Genomic DNA, 23,906 nt, shown 5'->3' with positions numbered 1-23,906 from the left:
GGGCCCGCGGAACCGCTCCGTACCGTCCGGTAAGCGGTGCAATTGCACACATTAAATTGGGTCGTTGTAGGGAGTGTGTAAGTTCCCCCACTCCCAAAACTCGTACAGTGACTCGCGTCACACGGCGGGCGGGCCGTCGTGGCCGCCGCCCGGGACCGGATCCTCCGGCTCGGCCCGGTCTGCCGGCTCCCCGGGCCCGCCCGGCTCCCGGCCGCGCATGGACCCCGGGAGTGCCGCCGGCTGCACGGGTTCTGCGGGTTGTGCCGGCTCTCCGCGCTCCACGGCCCCCAGGGGCTCCCTCGGCCGCGCCGGCTCCAGGAGCGCGGGCTCCGTGGGCTCCATGGCGAGGCGCAGCAGCCGATGGCACACCGGACACTGCCGGGTGAGATGCCGGTAGCCGGAGACGGCCGCCAGATGGGCGCGCAGGAGCGCCCGGGTCTCATGCCTCGCTGTGGATGCCGCCATGCGCCACCTCCGCGTTCCGGGGGCCCCGTACCCCTGTCATGTCTGGGTACCGGTGGCAAGTGGCCGCGTCAATACGACAGAAGGCCCGCACCGTTCGGTGCGGGCCTTCCATCTGCTGCGGTCCTGACGGGATTTGAACCCGCGGCCTCCACCTTGACAGGGTGGCGAGCACTCCAAACTGCTCCACAGGACCATGTTTCGCAGCCCGTACTTCGTTGGCTGCGAGAGAGACTGTACAGCAGGTCAGACGGTCCGGTCGAACTCACTCAAGGCGACGGCCGCGTCACGGCGCCGCCGCGTCGATGGCCTTCACGATGCGCTTGTCGGAGACAGGGTGCGCCGTGCCGAGGGCGGGGGCGAAATAGCTCACGCGCAGCTCCTCGATCATCCAGCGGATGTCCAGGACCTCCCGCGGTACGGGACGCCCCTTCGGCATCTGCTCCAGCAGCCACGCGTACTCGTCCTGCATCTCGTGGACCTTGTCCATACGCGTCGTGTCGCGCTGGACGGCCGTCGGCATCTGCTGCAGCCTGCGGTCCACCGCGACGAGGTAGCGCATCAGGTCCGGGAGCCGGCGCAGACCCGTACGTGTGACGAAGCCGGCAGGCATGAGGGCCGCCAGCTGCCGCTGTACGTCCTGGACGTTGCTCACGAGGACCGGGCTGGTCGTGGACTTCAGGCGGCGCTCACAGGCCTGCCAGGCGGCCAGGATCTGCCCGACCTGGTCCACGGTCCGCACCGTGAGGTCCACGAGGTCCGTGCGGACCTTGTCGTACAGCTTCCGGAACGATTCCTCGTCCCAGGCGGGGCCGCCGTGGTCGGCGATCAGCTTGTCCGCCGCCGCGGTCGCGCAGTCGTCGAAGAGCGCCTGGACGGAACCGTGCGGATTGCTGGAGAGGGCGAGTTTCTGCTGGTTCGTCAGCCGGTCGGACGCGAACTTCGCCGGGTTCACCGGGATGTTCAGCATGATCAGCCGCCGCGTGCCCTGCGACATCGCCTGCGCCTGCTCGGCCTCCGTGTCGAAGAGCCGGACGGCGACGGACGCGCCCTCGTCGACGAGGGCCGGGTAGGCCTTGACCGGCTGGCCGGCGCGGCGTGTCTCGAAGACCTTCGTCAGCGCCCCGATCGTCCAGTCGGTGAGTCCCGTGCGCTCGACGGCGGCACCGCCCGAGCGCTCCGCCGTTGCGGCCGCGGCCTGGGAGAGCGCCTGGCGGGCCTTCGGCCTGAGCCTGAGCCGCAGCGTCTCCAGATCCTTGTCCTCCGCGAGTGTGCGGCGGCGCTCGTCGATGATCCGGAACGTGATCTTCAGATGGTCGGGGACCCTGCCGAGATCGAAGTCGTCCCCGGTGACCGGCACACCGACCATGCGCTGCAGCTCCCGCGCCAGCGTGACCGGGAGCGGCTCCTGCAGGGGCGCGGCGTTCTCCAGGAACGCCTTCGCGTAGTTCGGCGCGGGCACGTAGTGGCGGCGGACCGGCTTCGGGAGGGAGCGGATCAGCTCGGTGACGACCTCTTCGCGCAGGCCGGGGATCTGCCAGTCGAAGCCCTCGTCCGTGACCTGGTTGAGGACCTGGAGCGGGATGTGGACGGTCACGCCGTCCGCGTCGGTGCCCGGCTCGAACTGGTACGTGACCCGGAACTTCAGCCGGCCCTGCCGCCATGAGTCCGGGTAGTCGTCCTTCGTGACCGCGCCGGCCTTCTTGTTGATGAGCATCTCGCGCTCGAAGTCGAGGAGTTCGGGCTCCTCGCGGCGCTTGTGCTTCCACCAGGAGTCGAAGTGCGCCCCGGACACGACATGCTCGGGCACCCGCTGGTCGTAGAAGTCGAACAGGGTCTCGTCGTCCACGAGGATGTCGCGGCGGCGGGCCCGGTGCTCCAGCTCCTCGACCTCGGTGAGGAGCTTGCGGTTGTCGGCGAAGAACTTGTGGTGCGTGCGCCAGTCGCCCTCGACGAGCGCGTTGCGGAGGAAGAGCTCGCGGCTCGTCTCCGGGTCGATCCGCCCGTAGTTCACCTTGCGCTGGGCGATGATCGGGACGCCGTACAGCGTGACCTTCTCGTACGCCATGACCGCCGCCTGGTCCTTCTCCCAGTGCGGCTCGCTGTACGTGCGCTTGAGCAGATGCTGGGCGACCGGCTCGATCCACTCGGGCTCGATCCTCGCGTTGACCCGGGCCCAGAGCCGGGACGTCTCGACCAGCTCGGCCGACATGACGAAGCGCGGGGGCTTCTTGAAGAGGGCAGAGCCCGGGAAGACGGCGAACTTCGCGCTGCGGGCGCCGACGTACTCGTTCTTCGCGCCGTCCTTGACGTCCTTCATGCCGATGTGCGAGAGCAGGCCGGCGAGGAGCGAGACGTGGACGGACTGTTCGGGGGCGTCTTCCTCGTTGAGGTGGATGCCCATCTGCTTGGCGACCGTGCGCAGCTGCGCGTAGATGTCCTGCCATTCGCGGATGCGCAGGAAGTTGAGGTACTCCTGCTTGCACATCCGGCGGAAGCTGGAGGAGCCGCGCTCCTTCTGCTGCTCGCGGATGTACCGCCACAGATTGAGGAAGGCGAGGAAGTCGCTCGTCTCGTCCTTGAAGCGGGCGTGCTGCTGATCGGCCTGTGCCTGCCTTTCGGCGGGGCGCTCGCGCGGATCCTGGATGGAGAGCGCGGCGGCGATGACCATGACCTCGCGGACACAGCCGTTCTTGTCGGCCTCGAGGACCATCCGGGCCAGGCGCGGGTCGACCGGCAGCTGTGCGAGCCGGCGGCCCGTCTGCGTCAGCCGCTTCTTCGGATCCTTCTCCGTCGGATCCAGCGCGCCGAGCTCCTCGAGAAGCTGCACGCCGTCGCGGATGTTGCGGTGGTCCGGCGGGTCGATGAAGGGGAACTTCCCGATGTCGCCGAGGCCCGCCGCGGTCATCTGGAGGATGACGGACGCGAGGTTCGTACGGAGGATCTCGGCGTCCGTGAACTCGGGGCGGGCCTCGAAGTCGTCCTCGGAGTAGAGGCGGATGCAGATGCCGTCGGACGTACGTCCGCAACGGCCCTTGCGCTGGTTGGCGCTGGCCTGGCTGACGGCCTCGATGGGGAGCCGCTGGACCTTGGTGCGATGGCTGTAGCGGGAGATGCGGGCGGTGCCCGGGTCGATGACGTACTTGATGCCGGGGACGGTCAGCGACGTCTCCGCCACATTCGTCGCGAGGACGATGCGGCGGCCGGTGTGCGCCTGGAACACGCGGTGCTGCTCGGCGTGCGACAGGCGGGCGTAGAGGGGGAGGACCTCGGTGTTGCGGAGGTTCTTCCGGTTGAGCGCGTCCGCGGTGTCGCGGATCTCGCGCTCCCCGGAGAGGAAGACCAGGATGTCGCCCGGGCCTTCGGACTGGAGCTCGTCGACAGCGTCACAGATCGCGGTGATCTGGTCGCGGTCGGAGTCGTCCCCGTCTTCCTCGAGGAGCGGGCGGTAGCGCACCTCGACGGGGTACGTACGGCCGGAGACCTCCACGATCGGCGCGTCGAAGAAGTGGCGGGAGAAGCGCTCCGGGTCGATGGTCGCGGAGGTGATGACGACCTTGAGGTCGGGCCGCTTCGGCAGCAGCTGGGCCAGATACCCGAGCAGGAAGTCGATGTTGAGGCTGCGCTCGTGGGCCTCGTCGATGATGATCGTGTCGTAGGCGCGCAGCTCGCGGTCGGTCTGGATCTCGGCGAGCAGGATGCCGTCCGTCATCAGCTTGACGAAGGTGTCCTGACCCACCTGGTCGGTGAACCTGACCTTCCAGCCGACGGCCTCGCCGAGCGGCGTCCGCAGCTCCTCCGCCACCCGCTCTGCGACCGTGCGGGCCGCGATCCGCCGCGGCTGCGTATGGCCGATCATGCCGCGCACGCCCCGGCCGAGTTCCAGGCAGATCTTCGGGATCTGGGTCGTCTTTCCCGAGCCCGTCTCACCCGCGACGATCACGACCTGGTGGTCCCGTATCGCCGCCAGGATCTCGTCCCTCTTCTGACTGACCGGAAGCTGCTCGGGATAGGTGATCCCGGGCACGCGTGCCGCGCGCTCGGCGGTACGGGCGGCGGCCTGCGTGGCCTCCGCCGCGATCTCGTCCAGCACGGCCTGCCGGGCCTCGGGCTTACGGATGCGGCGGGTGCCTTCGAGCCGCCGACCGAGCCGGTGCGCGTCGCGCAGCGAGATCTCGGCCAGCTGGTTCTGGAGATCGGCGAAGGAAGTAGACATACGGGATCCAGGATCGCACCCGGGCGAGGGGACTGGCGAACCCATTTCCGGGGGCGGGTCGCCGCACCCGGCCCGACGGGTCCGGGACCGCGCCCCGTTGGCCCGTACGATTGCGGGGCACGACGACGAAACAGGGGATTCCTCGCCCATGCCCAGCGCCAGCAGCCGGTGGTGCCGCGCCTTCGCGGCCGTGGCCACGCTGATCGGGGTGCTGTGCGCGCTGCTTCTGTGCGCGGATGCGGGCCGGGCGGGAACGGGCGCCACGGGCGCCACCGGCGGCGGGACGGCTGCTGACGCGCGGACCGCGGGCGACGGGACGGCCGGCGTGAGCGCGGCCCCCGCGATGACCGGCGTCCCTGTGCCTGCGGCGATGATCGGCGTGAGCGCCGCCTCCGCGATGATCGGCGTGAGCGCGGCCCCGGTGGTGACCGGCGTCCGTATGCCTGCGGCGATGAGTGCCCCGGGCGCCGGCCACCAGGCACCCGGCTGCGACGACGGCTCCAGGGACGACGGCGGGCTCGGCCCCGCCACTCCGCCGCGCGGTTCGTCCCCGTACCAGCTGCTGCCCGCCCTGCAGAGCGCCCACAGCGCGTCCGGCTGCTCGGCCGTCGACGACACCGTGCTCGATGTGGCGCCGGAGCGGGGGCCGCCGCCCGTGGCCGCGCCGAGTCCGATGGATCTCTCCGTCCTGCGCGTATAGGCGCGGCACAGTCGTGCCCGTTCCGTCCCTTTACGTCCAGGAGAGTCAGACCAGTCATGCCCTCTTTCCCGCCCCGCAGGTCCACCCGGCCAGGCAAGTCCGCCAACCCCGGCCGGCCGGGCAGCTCCGGCAGCTCCGGCAATTCCGGCAAGCCGTTCGTGCTCGGCGCCGCCGTCGCCGCCGTGGCCGTGCTCCTCGGCGTCGTCTCGTACACCGCGACGAAGCCCGCCGAGCCCACGGCGTCCGGCCGCGGCACGGTCGCCGAAGCTTCCGGGGACCCCCGCGCCGGTGTCTACCCCGAGTTGGAGAAGCTCGCCCGGCGCGACGCCAAGGACCCCCTCGCCGTGGGCCGCGCGGACGCGCCCGTCGTGATGGTCGAGTACGCCGACTTCAAGTGCGGCTATTGCGGAAAGTTCGCGCGCGACACCGAACCCGCCCTCGTGAAGAGGTACGTCGACACAGGCCTTCTGCGCATCGAATGGCGCAACTTCCCGATCTTCGGCGAGGAGTCGGAGACCGCGGCACGTGCGGCATGGGCCGCAGGGCAGCAGGGCCGCTTCCGGCAGTTCCACGAGGCCGCCTATGCCGAGGACGCGAAGGAGAAGGGCTTCGGCGAGCAGCGGCTCAAGGAACTCGCCGAGCAGGCGGGGCTGAAGGACCTGGACCGCTTCACGCGTGACACCGGGAGCGACGCTGCTCGGCAGGCGGTGGCGAAGGACCAGGAGGAGGGGTACGGACTCGGCGCGACCTCCACGCCGTCGTTCCTGGTGAACGGACGCCCCATCGCGGGCGCGCAGTCCCCGGGGACCTTCACGGACGCGATCGAGGCCGCCCTGAAGGACGCGCGGAAGGGCGCCGGCGGGAAGGCGGCGGGAGGCAAGTGACCGGCATCGGATACCTGGCCGCTTTCCTCGGCGGCCTCCTCGCCCTGCTCAGCCCGTGCAGCGCGCTGCTGCTCCCGGCGTTCTTCGCGTACTCGATCGGCACCACGACCAAGCTCGTGGCCCGCACCGGCATCTTCTACGCGGGCCTTGTGACGACCCTGGTGCCGCTGGGCGCCGCGGGCTCCCTCGCCGGGCGGCTGTTCCACGGCCACCGCGACCTGCTGGTGACCGCAGGGGGCTGGCTGATCATCGCGCTCGGCGTGGCCCAGATCCTCAGGAGGGGCTTCGCCTTCCGCCGGCTCACCGAGGTCAGTGGCCGTATCCGGCCCACCACAGCGGTGTCCGTGCACGCCCTCGGCATGGTCTACGGCCTGGCCGGCTTCTGCGCGGGCCCGATCCTCGGCAGTGTGCTCACGGTCGCCGCGCTCAGCGGCAGTCCCGCCTACGGCGGTCTGCTCCTCGCCGTCTACGCCCTCGGCATGGCGGCCCCGCTCTTCGTCATCGCCCTGCTCTGGGAGCGCTACGGCCTGGGCGGGCGGACATGGCTGCGCGGCCGGACGATCCGCGTCAATGGACGCTTCACGCTCCACACGACGTCCGCCCTTTCGGGGCTGTTCTTCATCGTTCTGGGCGCGCTCTTCCTCACCTTCGACGGTGCGACGGCCCTGCCCGGCCTGATGTCGGTCGACGACTCCTTCGCGGCGGAACAGTGGGCGTCGTCCGTGGGCCGGGCTGTTCCGGACTGGATGCTGCTCACCCTGGTGATCGCGATCGCCGCCATCGTTCTCGCGGTACGGGGGTGGCGGGGCCGCGAAGGGGCCTGATGACGTCCGTCCACACAGGAGGGTCCCGTCCCCGCGGGACGGGACCCCGGCCGGCGGTATCGGGCGGACCGAACTCCCCCGGTGCCCGCCAACCATGGTCTGACCTGGCGTTCTCCGCTGCTCTCCGGGAAGATCACGCAGCTCGGGGTGGGGCACCATGCACAGGAAGAACAAGCTGGTTCCGGCCGTGGCGGCGGCACTGCTGGCCGCCGTACCGGCCACGTCGGCGATCCAGGACAGACTCGAAGCGGCGGAACGGGAGTCGCTCGAGCGGGCGGCTCAGAAGGTCCTCCAGGCCGACGCCGACCTCGCCACGGCTGAGTGGCGGACGTACGCGGCGCCGCCGGGCAAGGTGTGGGACAAGGCCGTCGCCGATGCTGCGGTCTTCGAGGTCGAGATGCAGGGCGACCGGGCCAAGATCCGGGTGAACGAGTCCACCACGCCGTACGCGACTGATCCCTCCGGCAAGAACCCGGAAGCGACCGTCCCGAAGGTGGGAACCCATGTCTTTCTCTTCGAGCCGGCGGCGGGAGACGGCTGGCGGCTCGTCCAGGATCTGACGATGACCGAGCTCTGACGGCCGGCCGGGCGGCGGGCTCGCCTTCGGCAGTTCCCGGGGTGCCGCAGAGGGGGTGCGGCAGAAGGGGCGCGGCGGAGGGGCTCGAGCGAGCCCACGCCGCCGTACTGCCGTCGGTACGACAACGCGAAACCCCCGCCGATATCGACGGGGGTTTCTGCCCTGGCGGGCGGTTGTGGCTGGGGCCGGGGTCGAACCGGCGACCTTCCGCTTTTCAGGCGGACGCTCGTACCAACTGAGCTACCCAGCCACGCAGCTCTCGCGAGCTGCAGCGGTCCTGACGGGATTTGAACCCGCGGCCTCCACCTTGACAGGGTGGCGAGCACTCCAAACTGCTCCACAGGACCAGGGATGGTGCATTGCGCGAGACTTAGTCTCGCACACGGTTGTGCGTGCCCCCAACGGGATTCGAACCCGTGCTACCGCCTTGAAAGGGCGGCGTCCTGGGCCACTAGACGATGAGGGCTAAGAGGCCCGCCTGGGCGCTTCGCAGCGCGTCGGGGACGTGAGAAGCATATGGGATGCGGGGAGCTATCGCCAAAACGGTTTCCCGGGGCCCGGGGGCGGCCGTCGGAGGGGCTCGGCCGACGGGTCCGTGCGGGCCCGGCCCGGAGCAGCGCGGCGTGGCGTGGCCAAGGGTGGGCCCCAGGAACAGCGCGGCCGGGTCGGGGGTGCGACCGGCGAACCCGCGAACCCGCGACCGCGGCCGGTGTCCGGGCCCACCCCGGATCAGTGTGGCGCTCACCCGGACGGTCGCGTGGACGGCGACCGGGACGGCGGTGTCCCGGCAGTGGGGTCCGTGGCCAGGTGGCGGCCGACCTCCGCCGTCGTCAGGCCCAGACCGCCCAGCGTGATCTCGTCCCAGGCCTGCAGGCGGCGGGTGTCCCGGTCCAGGTAGAGGACGGAGGCGCGGACCTTCTCGGGTTTGTCGTTCTGGACCGCGCGCAGACCGCCGCCGCCCGTGGACCCCTCGATCTTGAGGCGGGTGCCGAGAGGGAGCAGTTCGGTCGCGCGGTGGTGCACATGGCCTGCCAGCACGAGCGGGACCTCGCCGTCGGTCTCACGGGCGGCGACGGGGTTGTGGGCGATCGCGATGTCGACGGGCGTGCCCGCGCGCTGCTGGTCGCGGAGCGCGGAGGCGAGACGGATGCCGGCCATCCGTTCGGCCGGGTCGCCCGGCGCCCTGACCGAGCGGTCGGGCGTGAACTGGGGATCGCCCGTCCCCGCCACCCGCAGGCCGCCGACCGTGACCGCACGGCCCTCGTCGAGGACGTGAACGTTCTTGAGGCGCTTGAGGTAGTTCTGCGTGGCGAGCGAGTCGTGATTGCCCCGGACCCAGACGTAGGGCGCGCCGAGATCGGGGATCGGGTCGAGGAAGGTGTTCTCGGCGGGGGTTCCGTGGTCCATGGTGTCGCCGGAGTCGACGATGAGATCGATCCGGTACTGCTCCACGAGCGAGCCGATGATGTGCCACGCGGCCGGGTTGAGATGGACGTCGGACACGTGCAGAACGCGGATCGTCCCCGGGTCGGGCTGGTAGACGGGGAGCGTGGAGGTCGCGTCGTACAGCTTGGTGACGTTGGTGACGAGGCGCGCCAACTCCTTCTGGTAAACGTCGAATTCGGTGACGATCGAGCGGGCGTTGCCGACGACGGACGGGGCCGAGGACAGAAGCCCGGAGAACTTCGGTTCCAGGACGGACTTCGGGTTCCAGGTGGCGTACGCGCTGATGCCGGAGGCCGTGAGGAGTGCGAGGGCGAGGCCACCCGCGGCCAGGGCCCGGCGCGGGCGGCGGTAGACCGCGAGGCCGAGGGCCGTGGCACCGGAGACGACGGCGACGCAGGAGCGCCACGCAAGATCGCGGGTGCCCTCCGTGACGTCCCGGGTGACCTCCTCCTGGAGTCCGGAGAGGCGTTCGGGATGCTCGACGAGTGCCTGGGAACGGGCGGGGTCGAGCTGCTCGACATCGACGTCGAGCCGGATGGGCGCCACGTGCGAGTCCAGCTCCAGTGCGCCGAGCGGCGAGACGTTGATCTTCGTACCGCCGGAGAGGGAGGGACGGAGGGTCATGCTGGTGTCCATCGGTCCCACGGGGGTACGGACGCTGCCGACGATCAGCAGTCCCAGCCAGGCGCCCACCAGGACGACGGTGACGAGGCCGAGCGCCCGTTCGAGGGGCCGCCGCGCGTTCCCGGTCAGGGCGATGGCGGACCGGGCGCGGACGCGCGTCCCGGCAGTGGCTGTGCGGTGTGCGGCTGTGCGGTGTGGGCGCCAGTGGTGTCGCAGACGGTTCAGGGTGGCACGGAGCTGTTCATGAGCGCGGGCCATTGGTCCCGTATGCCCAGGCACGGGGGCTGGTATGCCGTACCGCTCCGGTCGGCCCACTGCGTGACAATGGCCAGGTGCTGGAGATGACGCGCGAGGAGTTCGAGGAACTGGTCGCCGAGGCGCTGGACAGGATCCCGCCCGAGCTGACGCGGCTGATGGACAACGTCGCGGTGTTCGTCGAGGACGAACCGCCCGCCGACGACCCGGAGCTGCTCGGGCTCTACGAGGGGACTCCGCTGACCGACCGCGGTGAGTGGTACGCCGGCGTGCTGCCGGACCGGATCACCATCTACCGGGGGCCGACGCTGAGGATGTGCGAGTCGCGGGAGGACGTGGTCGCAGAGACCGAGATCACGGTGGTCCATGAGATCGCCCACCACTTCGGGATCGACGACGAACGGCTGCACGCGCTGGGGTACGGATGAGCCGGCACCGCCCCGGTCCGGGTCCGCGTCCGGGTCCGCGTCCGGGCGAGGCCATCGACCCGGACATCGACCTGCACGTGCCCGGGCAGCGCGCGGAGACCGAGGGCGGCCGGAAGTGGAAGGTCCTCGCGGCGATTTCGGCGGGAGGAGTGATCGGAGCCTGCGCCCGGTACGCGGTGTCGCGGGCCTGGCCGTCCCACTGGGGCACGTTCACCGTGAACATGGTCGGCTGCCTGCTGATCGGGGTCCTGATGGTGCTGGTCAGCGAGCGTCGAACGGTCACCCGTCCGCTCGTACGGCCGTTCCTGGGCGTCGGGGTGCTGGGCGGGTTCACCACCTTCTCCGCGTACGCCCTCGATGTCGCGGAGTTGTTGGAGCGTCACCAGTCCGGTGAGGCCGTCACGTACGCGGCCGCGACCGTGGCCGGGGCGCTCTGCGCGGTGTGGCTGGGTGCGACGGTGACGCGGCAGGCGGTGGGGCCACCGTGAACTGGCTGCTGGTTGTCGTCGGCGCGGCAGCCGGGGCTCCGTTGCGCTATCTGACGGACCGTGCGGTGCAGACGCGGCACGACTCGGTCTTCCCCTGGGGGACGCTCGTCGTGAACGCGGCCGGGAGCCTGCTCCTCGGCGTCCTCGCGGGGGCCTCGGTCGGCTCCGGGACGTATGCGCTCCTCGGCGTCGGGTTGTGCGGGGCGCTCACGACGTATTCGACGTTCTCCTACGAGACACTGCGGCTGGCCGAGCGCGGCCGGGGTTTCCTGGCGGCGGCGAACGTGGCCGCGTCGCTGCTGGTCGGGCTGGGCGCGGTGCTGCTGGGAGCCGATCTGGCCGGCGGGCTGGAGCGGTAGGGGCCGCATGGGAGCGTGTCCAGGCGTGTCCCTCGTGGGGCAAAGGGAGTTGGGCAGGGGGACCGCGTCCCCTGTCCCGTGTCCCGGAGGTGCCGCCCGTGCGCCAGTTGTCCGCTCCCGGCCGTTGTGCCGTATGGATCGCCACCGCCCTGGCGGTCGCGGCTTCCGCCGGGTGCATAAGCGTGGGTGACGACGCCGATGCGCCGGTGTCCTCGAAGTCCCCGCAGCCGCGGGGTGCCGCGGCGGAACCGGACGGCGCGGGTGGCGCGCCAGGCGGTGCCGACGGAACGGGCCGTACGGGCATGGGCGGTGCCGCGCGGTCCGGCGGGGCCGCGGGCAGGGGCGACGGCAAGGCGGCCTCGCCGGGGGCGAGCCCGAGCGCTTCCGCGGCACCGTCCTCGCGCCCGCCGAGCGGTGGCGGGGACGGTGTGAAGCCCGCTCCGCCGCGGCCCACACCCCCGCCGGGCGGGCCGACCGCCCCCGCGGAGCCCACGGCTCCGCCCGGCGAGCCGACCCCGCCCGCGGAGCCGCCTCCGCCGGACCCGGAACCGGAACCGACGGAGGAGCCGACCGAACCGCCGACCGCTTCGCCGGCGGCCGAGACGCAGATGGGTGCGATCCAGGCGGCCGACGACGACGCGATGCCGTGGTCGGAGCCGACGGCGTCCCCTCAGATGAGCCCCGAATAGGCGGCTCGGACGAGGGGACGGTCGTCGCGGTGTGCTCGATCGTCGCGGTGTGCTCGGTCGTCACGGTTTCGGTCGGCGGTGCGGTGCGGTGCGGTAGGTCGGCGGTGCGGTGCTGTAGGTCATCGCGGTGCGGTCGGTCGTCGCGGTGCGGGTGTGATGGGTCCGGTGCCCGTCCCGAGCGACGTGTCCGGCGGCGCCGGGCAGCGGGCCGGGCGTACGGGCGAAGGCCCGGCGCGACGGGCCCGAGCACGCCCGCACAGGAGGCAAGGGGCCGATGTGACGAGCGCCGCAGGTGCGTGGTTTGCGTTCGGCGGGGGAGGGTGCGTATGGTGGTAGATCGTTTGATCCCATTGCCCGGCGCCGACACAGAAGCGCGCCGCGTGGCGCGTACTCTCCCTAGCCGTGGCTGACCGCATTGAGGCGGTCGAATTGCGAATTCACGGAGTTTGGGCGCGTGCCGAGACTCCGGAAGGTTTCGCATTTCGCATGTCCATTTCCAGTTCTGACCGTGCCGTCCTGCCCGAGAACGACGAGATCGTCGACGCTGTCGAGGCCGACACGGCCGACACGACCGCGCCCGAGGCCATCGAGGCCGAGGCCCCCGCGGCCCCCGAGGTGACCTTCGACGACCTCGGTCTCCCCGAGGGCGTCGTCCGCAAGCTCGCCCAGAACGGTGTCACCGTCCCGTTCCCGATCCAGGCCGCGACCATCCCGGACGCCCTGGCCGGCAAGGACATCCTGGGCCGTGGCCGTACCGGCTCCGGCAAGACCCTGTCCTTCGGTCTGCCGACCCTGGCCACGCTGGCCGGCGGCCACACCGAGAAGAAGAAGCCCCGCGCCGTCATCCTCACCCCGACCCGTGAGCTCGCGATGCAGGTCGCGGACGCGCTTCAGCCGTACGGCGACGTCCTCGGCCTGAAGATCAAGGTCGTCTGCGGCGGTACGTCGATGGGCAATCAGATCTACGCCCTGGAGCGCGGCGTCGACATCCTCGTCGCCACCCCGGGCCGACTGCGCGACATCATCAACCGCGGCGCCTGCTCCCTCGAGAACGTCCAGGTCTCGGTCCTCGACGAGGCCGACCAGATGTCCGACCTGGGCTTCCTGCCCGAGGTCACCGAGCTGCTCGACCAGGTGCCGGAGGGCGGCCAGCGCATGCTCTTCTCCGCCACCATGGAGAACGAGATCGGCACCCTGGTCAAGCGCTACCTGAACAACCCGGTCAGCCACGAGGTCGACAGCGCCCAGGGCAACGTCACGACCATGACGCACCACGTCCTCGTCGTGAAGCCGAAGGACAAGGCGCCGGTCACGGCCGCGATCGCCGCGCGCAAGGGCCGCACGATCATCTTCGTGCGTACGCAGCTGGGTGCCGACCGTATCGCCGAGCAGCTCCTCGATGCGGGCGTGAAGGCGGACGCGCTGCACGGCGGCATGACGCAGGGCGCCCGTACCCGCGTCCTCGCCGACTTCAAGGACGGCTACGTCAACGCGCTCGTCGCGACCGACGTCGCCGCCCGCGGTATCCACGTCGACGGCATCGACCTCGTCCTGAACGTGGACCCGGCCGGTGACCACAAGGACTATCTGCACCGTTCCGGCCGTACCGCCCGCGCGGGCCAGTCCGGCACGGTCGTCTCGCTGGCGCTTCCGCACCAGCGCCGCCAGATCTTCCGCCTGATGGAGGACGCGGGCGTCGACGCCTCGCGCCACATCGTCGGCGGTGCCGGCGCCTTCGACCCGGAGGTCGCCGAGATCACCGGCGCCCGTTCGCTGACCGAGGTCCAGGCCGACTCCGCGAACAACGCCGCCAAGCAGGCCGAGCGCGAGGTCGCCCAGCTCACCAAGGAGCTGGAGCGGGTGCAGCGCCGCGCCGTCGAGCTCCGCGAGGAGGCCGACCGCCTGGTCGCGCGTGCCGCGCGCGAGCGGGGCGAGGACCCGGAGGTGGCCGTCGCCGAGGTGACGGAGGCGGCCGAGGCCGAGGTCGTGGCTGCGGTTGCCGTCGCGACGGAGCCGGTACGCGAGACCCGCGAGGAGCGCCCGTCGCACCGTGACGAGCGGGGCAACTACGATCGCCGCGACCGCGGTGGAGACCGTGGTGGTTTCCGTCGTGACGACCGTCGTGACAACGACCGTCCGTCCGGTGGCTTCCGCCGGGACAACGACCGTCCCTCGGGCGGCTTCCGTCGGGACAACGACCGTCCGTCCGGTGGCTTCCGCCGGGACAACGACCGTCCCTCGGGCGGCTTCCGCCGGGACAACGACCGCCGTGACGGCGACCGTGGCGGCTTCCGTCGCGACGACCGCCCCTCGGGTGGTTTCCGCCGCGACAACGACCGTCGTGACGACCGCCGTGACAACGACCGTCCGTCCGGTGGTTTCCGCCGGGACAACGACCGTCGTGACGACCGTGGTGGCCGTTCCTTCGAGCGTCGCGACAACGACCGTCCCTTCAACCGTGACGGCCGCGACGAGCGCCCCTCGGGCGGCTTCCAGCGCCGTGACAACGACCGCGGCTTCGAGCGTCGCGAGCACCGTGGCGGCAGCGACCGTCCGTTCAACCGCGACCGCCGCGACGACCGCCCCTCGGGCGGCGGCTTCCGCTCGGCCGGCCACGACCGCCCGTACGGCCGCCGTGACGACCACCGCGGCTCGGGCTCGGGCTCCGGCTCCGGTTCGTTCGGCGGCGGCCGCCGCGACGACAAGCCGCGCTGGAAGCGCAACGGCTGACGCGTGATCCACTGAGCAGGGCCCGTATCTCCTGGTGAGGTACGGGCCCTGTCCTGTTGCAAAGACGAGTACGGCCGTCTCCCGCAGCTGGGCGACGCCGACGGCGACGGACACGGCGACATCCTGACCCGCGACGGCTCCGGCGTTCTCCGGCTCCACCGCGGCATCGACGGCGAGGGCGGCTTCTCGCCCCGAACCAAGGTCAGTTCGGGCCGGAACGCCTTCAACGCGCTCGTCGCGAGCGGTGACATGGACGCCGACGGCCGCCAGGACTTCGTCGTGCGCACGCCGTCGGGTGCGGCCCACCTCTACGACCCGGACAACAAGGGAGCGTTCCCGGTCCGCAAGCAGCTCGCCACGAGCAGGGGAAGCACTACGTCAGCATCGGCTGACCACCCCGGACACTCCGAGCTGCCCGGCGGCGGCCGACAGACGTGCAGGAGCGTCTTCTGACGCTCACCGGGATGCCCTTCGGCGTCCGCACAGATGTGCCCCCGGCGCCCTCGCCGGGGGCACACCCCCAATACCCGATCGGCGTCCCGGTCCGGTCCGGCTATGCTCAGGGGTGTTGTGCCGAGGGCCGTTAGCTCAATTGGCAGAGCAGCGGACTTTTAATCCGTTGGTTGTGGGTTCGAGTCCCACACGGCCTACCGCTCAGTGCCCGGTCGGAGAGACTTCCGACCGGGCACCGCTCTTGGCCGGGCGGAGGTGCCGGGCACCCGCCCGGCAGATGCCCGGCCGTGGCGGACCGGCCCTGCTCCAGCCGTGCTCCGTGCTCAGCGGTGGCCGCGCTCGTACGAGTTGAGTGCCGGCGGTCACGACTTCTTCAGGGGATCAACGACCCCGACCCACTTCAGCGGTTTGTTGAGCTTCTCCGGCTCGGTCGCGATCGACTGCGTGAGCGGCACACCGGCGTCAACGGCTCGCCTGACGAAGTCCTGAAGATCGCCGAGGGTCACGTCGCCATTGGATTTCTCGGGCACGAACGTTATCCAGTGCGGTGGCATGAACCAATCATGGTGGCAGGCCGGTTGGGTGTCACCAGGGCCTGCGGCCGGTGCCGTAGCGAGGCCCGCGGGCGGCTCCGACGCTCCCGGTCGTCCCGAGGTCGCCGAGACCCGGGGAGGTACCGCGCGTCACCGGCGCACGGGTGACGACCGGTGTCGACCGGTGCCCGCCGGGGTCGGTGCCCGCCGGGGTCGCGGATGAGCTTTGCCTAGGGCAATTAGTCGCTTGCCTAGTAGATATAGGCAGCAGTAGCGTCGCTGACATGAAGGCATGGACCGAACAGGACATCCGGGCATCGTTCGTCAACTGTTCGAAGGGGGAGGCCAAGCGCCTGGCCGTACCGCGCGATCTTGCCGAGAGGCCCTGGGAGCACCTGGATTTCCTCGGGTGGAACGACCCCGGGGCGCCCGACCGGAGCTATCTGGTCGCGGAGCGGGACGGCCGGCTCGTCGGTGTGTCGCTGCGCTTCCCGTCCCGGCAGCGCGGAAATCTGCACCGCAGCATGTGTTCCCTCTGCCTGACCACCCACCCCTCCGACGGCGTCTCGCTCATGACGGCCCGCAGGACCGGCCCGGCGGGCCGCGAGGGCAACTCGGTCGGCATATACATGTGCGCCGACCTGGACTGTTCCCTCTATGTACGAGGCATCAAGGTGCCGGTGCCCGGCGGGCGCTTCCAGGAGTCCCTCACGGTGGAGGAGCAGATCGGGCGTACGAGAGCCAATCTGTTCGCTTTCCTCGACCGGCTCTGACCTGCTCGGCCCGGCCAGGGCCGCTCCGCCCGACCTGGCGCGTCCCGCACAAGGTGCGGGGCCGTTCCCGGGGTGGGGACACTGGAGGTATGACTAGCAAGGCACTCCTGCATGGCGGGCCGGACGATCTTGCGGGGCGGATCGTGCCGATCACTCCTCCCGGACAGGAGCTGAAGATTCCGCACCGCGGCGGATACGAGCACTTCAAGGTCACGTCGCGCCATGAGGACAGCCCGGAGGGGCGGCTGCCCGTGTACGAGTGGTGGGAGCGCACAGAGGTCGCCGAGTAGGCCGCCACGAGCGGGCTCGGGCCGGGCGTCCGGTGGAGGGCGCGCGACCCGTGTCGGCGTGCCCGAAGGCATGAGCGACGAGCGTCACGTCGCCCGAGCCGTGAATTGGAGTGGATCTTGCTTCCGATGGCGTAAGGTTGTGTTCACCGACGCGGGGTGGAGCAGCTCGGTAGCTCGCTGGGCTCATAACCCAGAGGTCGCAGGTTCAAATCCTGTCCCCGCTACTGAACGCCGAGGGCCCGGATCCATCAGGATCCGGGCCCTCGGCGCTTTTCGTGTGCCCCGGCCCCGTTCCGGAGGCGGATGGCACGTCCCCCTTGGACCTTTACGTACCCGCCGGTCCGTAACTGCCGTGCTCGCCGGTCCGTACCTGCCGCGCCTCGCGGGCGCCTTCGCCGTCCCTGGGCGCGCCGGCCGTACCTGCTGGCCCGTACCTGCCGGCCGTACCTGCCGTCCCGTGGCGCGGTCGCCAGGAGGGCCCCTGGTGAACCGCGGCCCCGCGCCGCCGGACGTACGCTCGTGGATAGCCCGGTTGGCCGACGGCGACTCGCCGCGCGGCGCGGCTCCGGCCAGCCTGGGTGGGGACGGGTACCGTCCGCAGCCGTGTGGACCGGGCAGGAGACCACTGGTGGCGCAGAAAGAAGGCGACGACGGGCCACGGCGCAACGGCGGCCGTCGGCTGGCCCTGCTGCTGCCCTGGCTGGTGATGGTCATCGGCGTGGTCTTCGATCTGGTCACCCCGGAGGCCTACCGGGCTTCGCCGTTCTTCGCCGCCGCACCGCTGCTGGCGGCCCCGTTCTTCTCCTGGCGCGGCACTCTGCTCAGCGCGGTCGCCAGTGTCGCCCTCGTGATCGGCCTGCATGTCTACAACGGCACCCTGGGGCAGGTGCCGGCGACGACCGAGGTGCTGACCGTGCTCACGGTCTCCGGCCTCGCCCTCTACATCAACAGCGTTCTGCGCCGCAGCGGCGAGCGCCTCGCCTCCGCGCGTGTCATCGCGGAGGCCGCCCAGCGGGCCGTGCTGCCCACGCCCGACGAGCGCATCGGTGGGCTGCACATCGCCGCCCGGTACGAGGCGGCGCAGGAGGACGCGTTCATCGGAGGGGACCTGTTCGCGGTGGAGGACACCCCGCACGGCGTGAGGCTGGTGGTCGGGGACGTACGGGGGAAGGGGCTGGGCGCGGTCGAGACGGTGGCGGTGCTGCTCGGGGCGTTCCGGGAGGCGGCGGAGCAGGAAACCTCGCTGGAGCGGGTCGCGCGGCGCCTGGAGCGTGCGCTCGCGCGGGACACGCGCCGTTCCGGGCTCGACGCGGTCGAGGGGTTCACCACCGCCGTGCTCGCCGAGATCCCGCACGGGGAGGGACATGTGCGGGTGGTCAACCGCGGCCATCCTTCGCCCCTCGTGCTGTACGCCGACGGGGGCCTCGACACGCTGGATCCGAGCCGGAACGCGCTGCCGCTCGGCATGGGCGATCTGGGTCACTGGCCGGATCACGCGGACGACGTGCCGTTCCCGTCCGGGGCGACACTGCTGCTCTACACGGACGGCGTGACCGAAGCGCGCGACACGCACGGAGCCTTCTACGATCCGCGCGCAAGGCTGGACGGCCGGATCTTTCCCGGCCCGGAGGAGCTGCTGGACGCGCTCGTCGAGGATGTGCGACGGCATACGGGCGGCGCGGCGACGGACGACATGGCGCTGCTCGCGGTCAGCCGGCCCGGGGCGCGGCAGCCGCAGCGGCGCCGCACGATGCCGGTGGTCCCCTGAGGGTCGCCGCACGAGGCCGGGCGTTGCCCCACGAAGGCGTGCGCAGCCGTACGAGGGAGGTGACGATGCCCCGGAGCTCGGCATTGCGACGGAACGTAATTGAAAGGCAGCCCTCCGCATAACATATGACGCACCGTCAGGGCAGGGGTGTCCTGTGAGTAGGCGTCAACTCGCCCGATTCCTTCCATTTCTGACTGTTAAGTCCTGCCATGGAACCGTTAATGATCAGCCAGAACAGCTTGGAATACGGCCCCCGCGTCTATTAACGTTCGATAACGCAGCGCGGTCGTCCCAGCCGTCGCAAGAGACGGCACCGTGCGCATGCGCCGAATCCCGCAAGGGAACCGGGGAACCACCAATTGGGGTGAATCGGGCACTTCGTGGTGCTCGTAGGAGACCTTCCTGCTCCGAACCCGTCAGCTAACCCGGTAGGCGAGAAGGAAGGAAAGGAGAACGCCTCCGTGGCGTCCAACGAGCCTGCCCTCCAAGAACCCCCCACCACCGAGTGGGTCCCTACCGCAGAGTGGGCCCCGGCCACCGGGGCGGAGGAATGGAACCCGACCGAGGAGACCGTCCGCCCGGTCCGTGGCAGGCACCGCGTCGTCAAGCAGCGCAACGGACTCGCCCGGAGCTCCACCGTTCTCGGAGTCGGCGTCATCGCCGCGGTCGGCGCCGGAGGCATAGCCACCGCGCAGGACAAGCCGGCGGTCTCCATCTCCCTGCCCGACACCATCACGGACAACCTCCCGGACGCCCAGTCGCTGCCGGGCGTGGGCTCCCTGATGTCGGACGACTCCGACGAGCAGGACGGCAACCGGAACGACGCCCCGCTCACCGCGATGTCCGTGGCCGACACGGCCTCCGCCGCCGACACCCAGCAGGGCGGTGCGGGCGAGGCGCTGCGCGCACGGATCCTCCAGCAGGCCGAGCAGCAGCAGGCCGAGGCCGACAACGAGGCGAAGGCGGCCGTCGAGAAGGCCGCCGCAGAGAAGGCCGCGGCCGAGGCGAGAGCGCAGCAGACGGCGGCCGAGGCCAAGGCCGCGAAGGAGAAGCAGCAGGCCGAGGAGGAGGCGGAGCGCAAGGCGGAGGCCGAGCGGCTCGCCAAGCTCGCCGCGAGCTACTCCCTGCCGACGTCCTCGTACACGCTCACCTCGACGTTCGGCGAGGCCGGCTCCATGTGGTCCTCCGGCTACCACACCGGCCTCGACTTCGCCGCCCCCACCGGTACGCCCGCGAAGGCCGTGCACGGAGGGACCGTCAAGTCCGCGGGCTGGTCGGGAGCGTACGGATACCGCATCGTGCTGGAGCTCGAGGACGGCAGCGAGGTCTGGTACTGCCACCTGTCGTCGATGACCGTCGGCGCGGGGCAGTCGGTCTCGACGGGCGAGACGATCGGGCGCGTGGGCGCGACCGGTAACGTCACCGGCCCGCATCTGCACCTGGAGGTGCACACGCCCGGCGGTGCCGGGGTGGACCCGGCGGCGTGGCTGCGGGGCAAGGGCCTCACCGTCTGATTCCTCGTGTCCCGGTCGTACGCACGGCACCAGGTCGTGCGTACGGCTCCGGACCCCGCGAGTCCGGGCCGGGAGTCCAGGTCCGGGCCCGCTATCCCCGGTACGGGTTGTACCCCCCGTAGTCCAGATAGGGCGGCGGCGCCCACACCCGGCCCGTCGCCCTCGCCGCGTGTGCCAGCGCGGGCGAAGCGACGTGCTTGCGCTGCCAGAGGTGGTGCAGCAGCTCCTGCTCGCGTGCCACGAAGTCCGGTCCTGCCGTGCCCCGGTGGGCGCGGTGGCGGAGGAAGGCAAGAGAGGTCGCGAAGGCCTCGTACTCGGAGACCGCACGGGCAGCAGCAGGGCCGTGGGTGCGGCCGGCCGTGTCGCGGGCCACGGTGCGCGCCCGCATCGAGGAGAGGGCGAGCGGTTCGGTGGGGGAGAGCCAGCCGGCCGCCGCGTACGCGGGGAGCTGGGTGGCGACCGTACGCAGCTCTCGCTGCCGGTTCCAGATCGCCAGCCAGGTCAGCAGCCCGAAGGCCGGGACCATGACGGCCACGTACACCGCGTAGAAGCCCCAGGGGCCGAACACCCCCGAGCCGTTCCACAGCGCGTGTATGCCCATCGCGAGCGCGAGGCCGAGCAGCGGCAGCACCGTCCTGCGCAGCCTCCGCCGCCGGGCGGTGACCGCAGCGAGGCCGAAGCCGATGCCCGTCATCACGGTGAACAGCGGATGCGCGAACGGGGACATGACGATCCGCACGAAGAAGGTCGCTGCGGTGACGGACGAGAGGCCGGAATGGCCGAACTCCTGGTCCTCCCCGAACGCGCTGCCGAGATAGAGGATGTTCTCGGTGAAGGCGAAGCCGGTGGCCGTGAAGCCGGCCACGACGACGCCGTCGACGATCCCGGTGAAGTCCTGGCGCCGGAAGACGAAGATGAGGAGGACGGCGGCTGCCTTGGCGCTCTCCTCGACGACCGGTGCGATGACCGTGGCGCCGATCGTGTCCGCCGATGCCGGATCGGCCGTCGCGGTCGCTATCCACTGGGTCGCGAACGAGTTCGCGATGATGGCGACGAGCGCGGCGGCGCAGGCACCCCAGGCGAAGGCGAAGACGAGGTTGCGCCAGGGGCCGGGTTCGACGCGGTCCAGCCAGCGGAACGCCGCCAGCAGCAGGGGCACGGGAAGCAGGGCGAGGCCGAGGCCCACGAGCAGGCCCTCTGTGCCGGTCTGCTCACGCACCAGCGCCAGGATGACCAGTCCCGAGAGGGCGAGCAGGGTGATCACCGTCCAGGCGCGCAGGGCCCTGCCGTGCCGGAAGGCGCGGCGCGGCTTGTAGCGCCAGCGCCCACGGTCCGGTACGGCGTCGAACCGCGGCTGTTCGTCGCACACCGGGACGGCGGGGTGGGGCGCCGCCGGAGGCGGCTGCGGGGACCAGTCGGACATCCGAAGACCCTAACGAGGGGCACCGACAACGCGCGACGCTGTCACCGGGCTACCGGAGGTACCAGGCCATCGGGCCACGGGGGCGCGGCCGTCGGGGTGCGCGGTTGCCCGGGTGCGCTGCCACGAGGTTCGCGGCCGGGATGGTGCGGGCTACCGGGCCCTGCGGCGGAACAGCAGGTCGTGGACGACATGACCCTTGTCGAGGCCCTGGCCCTCGAACCGGGTCAGCGGGCGGAAGGCGGGGCGGGGCGTGTAGCCGCCGTCCTCCTGGGTGTTCTCGAAGTCGGGGTGAGCCGAGAGGACTTCGAGCATCTGCTCGGCGTACGGCTCCCAGTCGGTCGCGCAGTGCAGCACCGCGCCCGGCTTCATCCGGCTCGCGGCGAGCGTGAGGAAGTCGGGCTGGATCAGCCGGCGCTTGTGATGACGCTTCTTGGGCCAGGGGTCCGGGAAGTAGACCCGGAGCCCGTCGAGCGCGTCCGGGACGAGCATCTCGCGCAGCAGGATGATCGCGTCACCGTTGGCCACGCGGACGTTGGTCAGGCCCATGCGCTCCGCCAGCCCGAGCAGATTGCCCTGGCCCGGGGTGTGCACGTCGACGGCGAGGACGCCGGCGCCGGCGTCCGCGGCTGCCATCTGCGCGGTCGCCTCGCCCATGCCGAAGCCGATCTCCAGGACGACGGGCAGCCCGTCGAACATCTCGCCGAGATCGAGCGTCCGCAGCCCGTCGATGTCCAGCCCCCATACGGGCCACAGTCGCTGCAGGGCATCGCCCTGCCCGGCGGTCACCCGGCTGCGGCGTGGCTGGAAGCTCCGGATGCGCCGCTCGTGATGCGACCCGGCCGGGTCGGCGGCGGGCCCGCCGGGAAACCGCGGCTCGCCCTTGGCCCGGGCGGCGACGACGCGGGCGCCGGCGGTCCGGGTGTCCTCGGCGGTCCGGGGAGCTTCGGTGGTGACGTTCTCGAACTCAGACACAATGCCCTGATTGTACGGCGGCGGGGTACGGCGATCGGGTGGCCCGCGTCACGGCTCCGCGAGCCGCGGTTCGGCTCTGGCGGCGCTGCTCCCGGTGTCATGCCCTCCCACGCACTCCCACGGTCTTGCGTCGCACATCCGCACATCCGCACATCCGCACATCCGCACGTCCGCACGTCCTTACGGCCCTACGTCCTCGCGAGCTGCGCGAGCTGCGCGAGCGCCCGCCGGGCCACTTCGCGGCCGATCGGAAGGGAGGCCGTCGCCGCCGGGGACGGGGCGTTCAGGATGTGGACCGTGCGGTGCGTCTCCTGGATGAGGAAGTCGTCCGCGAGGGTGCCGTCCCGCAGCACCGCCTGCGCCCGCACGCCCGCAGCGGCCGGCCGCAGGTCGTCCTCCGTCACCATCGGCAGCAGCCGGCGGACCGCTTCCGTGAAGGCCCGCTTCGACAGGGAGCGGTGCAGCTCGCCCGCGCCGTACCGCCAGTGGCGGCGGGCTATCCGCCAGGAGCCCGGCCAGCTCAGCGTCGCCGCCAGCTCACGGGGGCGGACCGTGGACCAGCCGTATCCCTCCCGGGCGAGCGCCGGTACCGCGTTCGGGCCGACATGGACGCCGCCCTCGATGCCCCGGGTGAGATGGACCCCGAGGAAAGGGAACGCCGGATCCGGCACCGGATACACCAGCCCGCGGACCAGCTCGGGGCGCTCCAGTTCGTAGTACTCCCCCCGGAAGGGCACGATCCGCATCCCCGGCTCGTCGCCGGCCAGCCGCGCCACCTCGTCGCAGTGCAGCCCCGCGGTGTTCACCAGCATCCGCGCGCGGACGATCCGCCCCCTGCCTTCGGCGGAGGGACCCCCGGAGGACGTCCGTACCGCGACGCCCCACGGGCGCCGATCGATGGCCTGCACCTTCTCGCCGTAGTGGACCTCGGCACCCGAAGCGCCGGCGACTTCCGCGAGCTGGGCCGCAACCGCGCCGAAGTCGCACACCCCGGTGGTGCCGACATGGATCGCCGCGACCCCGCGGACCAGCGGCTCGTACTCGGCTATCTGCGCGGGGCCAAGCTCCCGCACCGGGATTCCGTTCTCCCTGCCGCGCTGCACCAAGGCGTGCAGCCGCGGCAGCTCCTCGCTTCCGGTGGCGACGATCAGCTTGCCGGTGACCTCGTGCGCGATTCCGTACTCGGCGCAGAACTTGACCATCTCCGCCGCACCGCGCACGGCGAAACGTGCCTTCAGTGACCCCGGCCGGTAGTAGATCCCGCTGTGGATCACTCCGCTGTTACGCCCCGTCTGATGCCGGGCGGGGCCGGACTCCTTCTCCAGCACCACCACGGATGTGCCGGGAGCCGCGCGCGTCAGGGCATACGCCGTCGACAGGCCGATGATCCCGCCACCGATCACCAGCACATCGCAGTCGTATGCCGCGGTCATCACACACCTCCCGCCCCGGTTGTGCATTCCCGGGGGACACGGCACCTGAAAGCGGCAGTGCCGCG

Annotated in this window: 21 protein-coding genes, 6 tRNA genes, 1 pseudogene and 1 riboswitch; of the genes and pseudogenes, 17 read left to right on the top strand and 11 right to left on the bottom strand. The window is 71.2% G+C overall.

Going from position 1 to position 23,906, the window contains the following annotated elements; translation table 11 throughout:
• Nucleotides 1–117: 117 nt before the first annotated feature.
• From ACFU5O_RS31070 to hrpA, 3 genes are all read right to left on the bottom strand, one after another.
• Nucleotides 118–465, bottom strand: a complete 348-nt coding sequence (locus ACFU5O_RS31070) for a DUF6274 family protein (protein WP_384245522.1) — start codon at nt 463–465, stop codon at nt 118–120.
• Nucleotides 466–583: 118 nt separating this feature from the next.
• Nucleotides 584–658 (bottom strand) — tRNA-Asp (locus tag ACFU5O_RS31065).
• 90 nt (nt 659–748) lie between these two features.
• Nucleotides 749–4,678, bottom strand: a complete 3,930-nt coding sequence (hrpA, locus tag ACFU5O_RS31060) for an ATP-dependent RNA helicase HrpA (RefSeq protein WP_384245521.1) — start codon at nt 4,676–4,678, stop codon at nt 749–751.
• Between the two features lie 148 nt (nt 4,679–4,826).
• On the opposite strand from hrpA, the gene ACFU5O_RS31055 reads away from it, so the two are divergent.
• From ACFU5O_RS31055 to ACFU5O_RS31040, 4 genes are all read left to right on the top strand, one after another.
• Entirely contained in the window at nt 4,827–5,378 is a 552-nt protein-coding gene (locus tag ACFU5O_RS31055) for a hypothetical protein (RefSeq protein WP_384245519.1), read from the top strand.
• Between the two features lie 56 nt (nt 5,379–5,434).
• On the top strand, nt 5,435–6,262 hold the full coding sequence (locus tag ACFU5O_RS31050; RefSeq protein WP_384245518.1) for a DsbA family protein: 828 nt from the start codon (nt 5,435–5,437) through the stop codon (nt 6,260–6,262).
• Nucleotides 6,259–7,086: a cytochrome c biogenesis CcdA family protein gene (locus ACFU5O_RS31045; protein WP_384245517.1), complete on the top strand. Its 828-nt coding sequence runs from the start codon at nt 6,259–6,261 to the stop codon at nt 7,084–7,086. Before ACFU5O_RS31050 ends, ACFU5O_RS31045 begins: the two co-directional genes overlap by 4 nt.
• Before the next feature lie 157 nt (nt 7,087–7,243).
• The gene (locus ACFU5O_RS31040; protein WP_384245516.1) at nt 7,244–7,663 is read left to right on the top strand and encodes a hypothetical protein; all 420 of its coding nucleotides are present in this window, start codon (nt 7,244–7,246) and stop codon (nt 7,661–7,663) included.
• A 176-nt stretch (nt 7,664–7,839) separates the two neighbouring features.
• Here ACFU5O_RS31040 and ACFU5O_RS31035 read toward each other — a convergent pair.
• The 4 genes from ACFU5O_RS31035 to ACFU5O_RS31020 all read right to left on the bottom strand — a co-directional run bounded on the left by ACFU5O_RS31035 (nt 7,840) and on the right by ACFU5O_RS31020 (nt 9,991).
• A tRNA-Phe gene (locus tag ACFU5O_RS31035) sits at nt 7,840–7,913 on the bottom strand.
• A 22-nt stretch (nt 7,914–7,935) separates the two neighbouring features.
• A tRNA-Asp gene (locus tag ACFU5O_RS31030) sits at nt 7,936–8,010 on the bottom strand.
• Between the two features lie 46 nt (nt 8,011–8,056).
• Nucleotides 8,057–8,129 (bottom strand) — tRNA-Glu (locus tag ACFU5O_RS31025).
• Between the two features lie 275 nt (nt 8,130–8,404).
• Nucleotides 8,405–9,991 (bottom strand): metallophosphoesterase, encoded by a 1,587-nt coding sequence (locus ACFU5O_RS31020; RefSeq protein WP_384245515.1) that lies wholly within the window; start codon nt 9,989–9,991, stop codon nt 8,405–8,407.
• 74 nt (nt 9,992–10,065) lie between these two features.
• Here ACFU5O_RS31020 and ACFU5O_RS31015 point away from each other — a divergent pair, with 74 nt between their 5' ends.
• The 8 genes and pseudogenes from ACFU5O_RS31015 (at nt 10,066) to ACFU5O_RS30980 (ending at nt 15,332) form a co-directional block, all read left to right on the top strand.
• Nucleotides 10,066–10,416, top strand: a complete 351-nt coding sequence (locus ACFU5O_RS31015; RefSeq protein ID WP_384245513.1) for a metallopeptidase family protein — start codon at nt 10,066–10,068, stop codon at nt 10,414–10,416.
• On the top strand, nt 10,413–10,904 hold the full coding sequence (gene crcB / locus ACFU5O_RS31010) for a fluoride efflux transporter CrcB (protein ID WP_384245512.1): 492 nt from the start codon (nt 10,413–10,415) through the stop codon (nt 10,902–10,904). The genes ACFU5O_RS31015 and crcB overlap by 4 nt, the downstream gene beginning before the upstream one ends.
• Nucleotides 10,901–11,263 carry a fluoride efflux transporter FluC gene (locus ACFU5O_RS31005; protein WP_384245511.1) on the top strand — a complete coding sequence of 121 codons (363 nt, stop codon included), beginning with the start codon at nt 10,901–10,903 and terminating at the stop codon, nt 11,261–11,263. Before crcB ends, ACFU5O_RS31005 begins: the two co-directional genes overlap by 4 nt.
• 98 nt (nt 11,264–11,361) lie before the next feature.
• On the top strand, nt 11,362–11,952 hold the full coding sequence (locus ACFU5O_RS31000) for a hypothetical protein (RefSeq protein WP_384245510.1): 591 nt from the start codon (nt 11,362–11,364) through the stop codon (nt 11,950–11,952).
• Between the two features lie 486 nt (nt 11,953–12,438).
• Nucleotides 12,439–14,682: a DEAD/DEAH box helicase gene (locus ACFU5O_RS30995; RefSeq protein WP_384245509.1), complete on the top strand. Its 2,244-nt coding sequence runs from the start codon at nt 12,439–12,441 to the stop codon at nt 14,680–14,682.
• 48 nt (nt 14,683–14,730) lie between these two features.
• Nucleotides 14,731–14,952 (top strand): annotated as a pseudogene (locus ACFU5O_RS30990) (FG-GAP-like repeat-containing protein); the annotation flags it as partial.
• Nucleotides 14,932–15,135: a hypothetical protein gene (locus ACFU5O_RS30985; RefSeq protein WP_384245634.1), complete on the top strand. Its 204-nt coding sequence runs from the start codon at nt 14,932–14,934 to the stop codon at nt 15,133–15,135. The pseudogene ACFU5O_RS30990 and the gene ACFU5O_RS30985, both read left to right, overlap by 21 nt.
• 124 nt (nt 15,136–15,259) lie before the next feature.
• A tRNA-Lys gene (locus tag ACFU5O_RS30980) sits at nt 15,260–15,332 on the top strand.
• A gap of 165 nt (nt 15,333–15,497) precedes the next feature.
• On the opposite strand, the gene ACFU5O_RS30975 is transcribed toward ACFU5O_RS30980, so the two are convergent.
• Complete coding sequence (locus ACFU5O_RS30975) at nt 15,498–15,689, bottom strand: hypothetical protein (protein WP_384245508.1); 192 nt, start codon at nt 15,687–15,689, stop codon at nt 15,498–15,500.
• A 263-nt stretch (nt 15,690–15,952) separates the two neighbouring features.
• Here ACFU5O_RS30975 and ACFU5O_RS30970 point away from each other — a divergent pair, with 263 nt between their 5' ends.
• The 5 genes from ACFU5O_RS30970 to ACFU5O_RS30950 all read left to right on the top strand — a co-directional run bounded on the left by ACFU5O_RS30970 (nt 15,953) and on the right by ACFU5O_RS30950 (nt 20,013).
• Entirely contained in the window at nt 15,953–16,441 is a 489-nt protein-coding gene (locus ACFU5O_RS30970; protein ID WP_384245506.1) for an FBP domain-containing protein, read from the top strand.
• Between the two features lie 89 nt (nt 16,442–16,530).
• Nucleotides 16,531–16,731 carry a DUF5988 family protein gene (locus tag ACFU5O_RS30965; protein ID WP_384245505.1) on the top strand — a complete coding sequence of 67 codons (201 nt, stop codon included), beginning with the start codon at nt 16,531–16,533 and terminating at the stop codon, nt 16,729–16,731.
• A 150-nt stretch (nt 16,732–16,881) separates the two neighbouring features.
• Nucleotides 16,882–16,955 (top strand) — tRNA-Met (locus tag ACFU5O_RS30960).
• Between the two features lie 404 nt (nt 16,956–17,359).
• A complete protein-coding gene (locus ACFU5O_RS30955; protein WP_384245503.1) occupies nt 17,360–18,499 on the top strand; it encodes a PP2C family protein-serine/threonine phosphatase in 1,140 nt (379 codons plus the stop codon).
• A gap of 314 nt (nt 18,500–18,813) precedes the next feature.
• Nucleotides 18,814–18,949: riboswitch (cyclic di-AMP (ydaO/yuaA leader) on the top strand.
• Nucleotides 18,950–18,960: 11 nt separating this feature from the next.
• Nucleotides 18,961–20,013, top strand: coding sequence for a peptidoglycan DD-metalloendopeptidase family protein (locus tag ACFU5O_RS30950; protein ID WP_384245502.1), 1,053 nt, complete (start codon nt 18,961–18,963; stop codon nt 20,011–20,013).
• A 91-nt stretch (nt 20,014–20,104) separates the two neighbouring features.
• Here ACFU5O_RS30950 and ACFU5O_RS30945 read toward each other — a convergent pair whose 3' ends face one another.
• The 3 genes from ACFU5O_RS30945 to lhgO all read right to left on the bottom strand — a co-directional run bounded on the left by ACFU5O_RS30945 (nt 20,105) and on the right by lhgO (nt 23,841).
• Nucleotides 20,105–21,436, bottom strand: coding sequence for a PrsW family intramembrane metalloprotease (locus ACFU5O_RS30945; RefSeq protein ID WP_384245501.1), 1,332 nt, complete (start codon nt 21,434–21,436; stop codon nt 20,105–20,107).
• 150 nt (nt 21,437–21,586) lie between these two features.
• Nucleotides 21,587–22,408: a tRNA (guanosine(46)-N7)-methyltransferase TrmB gene (gene trmB, locus ACFU5O_RS30940; RefSeq protein WP_384245500.1), complete on the bottom strand. Its 822-nt coding sequence runs from the start codon at nt 22,406–22,408 to the stop codon at nt 21,587–21,589.
• Between the two features lie 188 nt (nt 22,409–22,596).
• On the bottom strand, nt 22,597–23,841 hold the full coding sequence (gene lhgO / locus ACFU5O_RS30935; protein ID WP_384245499.1) for an L-2-hydroxyglutarate oxidase: 1,245 nt from the start codon (nt 23,839–23,841) through the stop codon (nt 22,597–22,599).
• Between the last annotated feature and the right edge of the window lie 65 nt (nt 23,842–23,906).

This window comes from Streptomyces sp. NPDC057445 (assembly GCF_042802855.1).
Taxonomy (GTDB): Bacteria; Actinomycetota; Actinomycetes; order Streptomycetales; family Streptomycetaceae; genus Streptomyces.
This window is presented reverse-complemented; position numbering and strand designations above follow the sequence as displayed.

What these genes read in the sequence shown, in the direction of transcription:
- hrpA (WP_384245521.1), bottom strand. Translation starts at nt 4,678, where the DNA reads ATGTCTACTTCCTTCGCCGATCTCCAGAACCAGCTGGCCGAGATCTCG.
- crcB (WP_384245512.1), top strand. Translation starts at nt 10,413, where the DNA reads ATGAGCCGGCACCGCCCCGGTCCGGGTCCGCGTCCGGGTCCGCGTCCG.
- ACFU5O_RS31050 (WP_384245518.1), top strand. Translation starts at nt 5,435, where the DNA reads ATGCCCTCTTTCCCGCCCCGCAGGTCCACCCGGCCAGGCAAGTCCGCC.
- ACFU5O_RS30945 (WP_384245501.1), bottom strand. Translation starts at nt 21,436, where the DNA reads ATGTCCGACTGGTCCCCGCAGCCGCCTCCGGCGGCGCCCCACCCCGCC.
- ACFU5O_RS30965 (WP_384245505.1), top strand. Translation starts at nt 16,531, where the DNA reads ATGACTAGCAAGGCACTCCTGCATGGCGGGCCGGACGATCTTGCGGGG.
- ACFU5O_RS30995 (WP_384245509.1), top strand. Translation starts at nt 12,439, where the DNA reads ATGTCCATTTCCAGTTCTGACCGTGCCGTCCTGCCCGAGAACGACGAG.
- ACFU5O_RS30970 (WP_384245506.1), top strand. Translation starts at nt 15,953, where the DNA reads ATGAAGGCATGGACCGAACAGGACATCCGGGCATCGTTCGTCAACTGT.
- ACFU5O_RS30975 (WP_384245508.1), bottom strand. Translation starts at nt 15,689, where the DNA reads ATGCCACCGCACTGGATAACGTTCGTGCCCGAGAAATCCAATGGCGAC.
- lhgO (WP_384245499.1), bottom strand. Translation starts at nt 23,841, where the DNA reads ATGACCGCGGCATACGACTGCGATGTGCTGGTGATCGGTGGCGGGATC.
- ACFU5O_RS31070 (WP_384245522.1), bottom strand. Translation starts at nt 465, where the DNA reads ATGGCGGCATCCACAGCGAGGCATGAGACCCGGGCGCTCCTGCGCGCC.
- ACFU5O_RS31055 (WP_384245519.1), top strand. Translation starts at nt 4,827, where the DNA reads ATGCCCAGCGCCAGCAGCCGGTGGTGCCGCGCCTTCGCGGCCGTGGCC.
- ACFU5O_RS30985 (WP_384245634.1), top strand. Translation starts at nt 14,932, where the DNA reads ATGGACGCCGACGGCCGCCAGGACTTCGTCGTGCGCACGCCGTCGGGT.
- ACFU5O_RS31040 (WP_384245516.1), top strand. Translation starts at nt 7,244, where the DNA reads ATGCACAGGAAGAACAAGCTGGTTCCGGCCGTGGCGGCGGCACTGCTG.
- ACFU5O_RS31020 (WP_384245515.1), bottom strand. Translation starts at nt 9,991, where the DNA reads ATGGCCCGCGCTCATGAACAGCTCCGTGCCACCCTGAACCGTCTGCGA.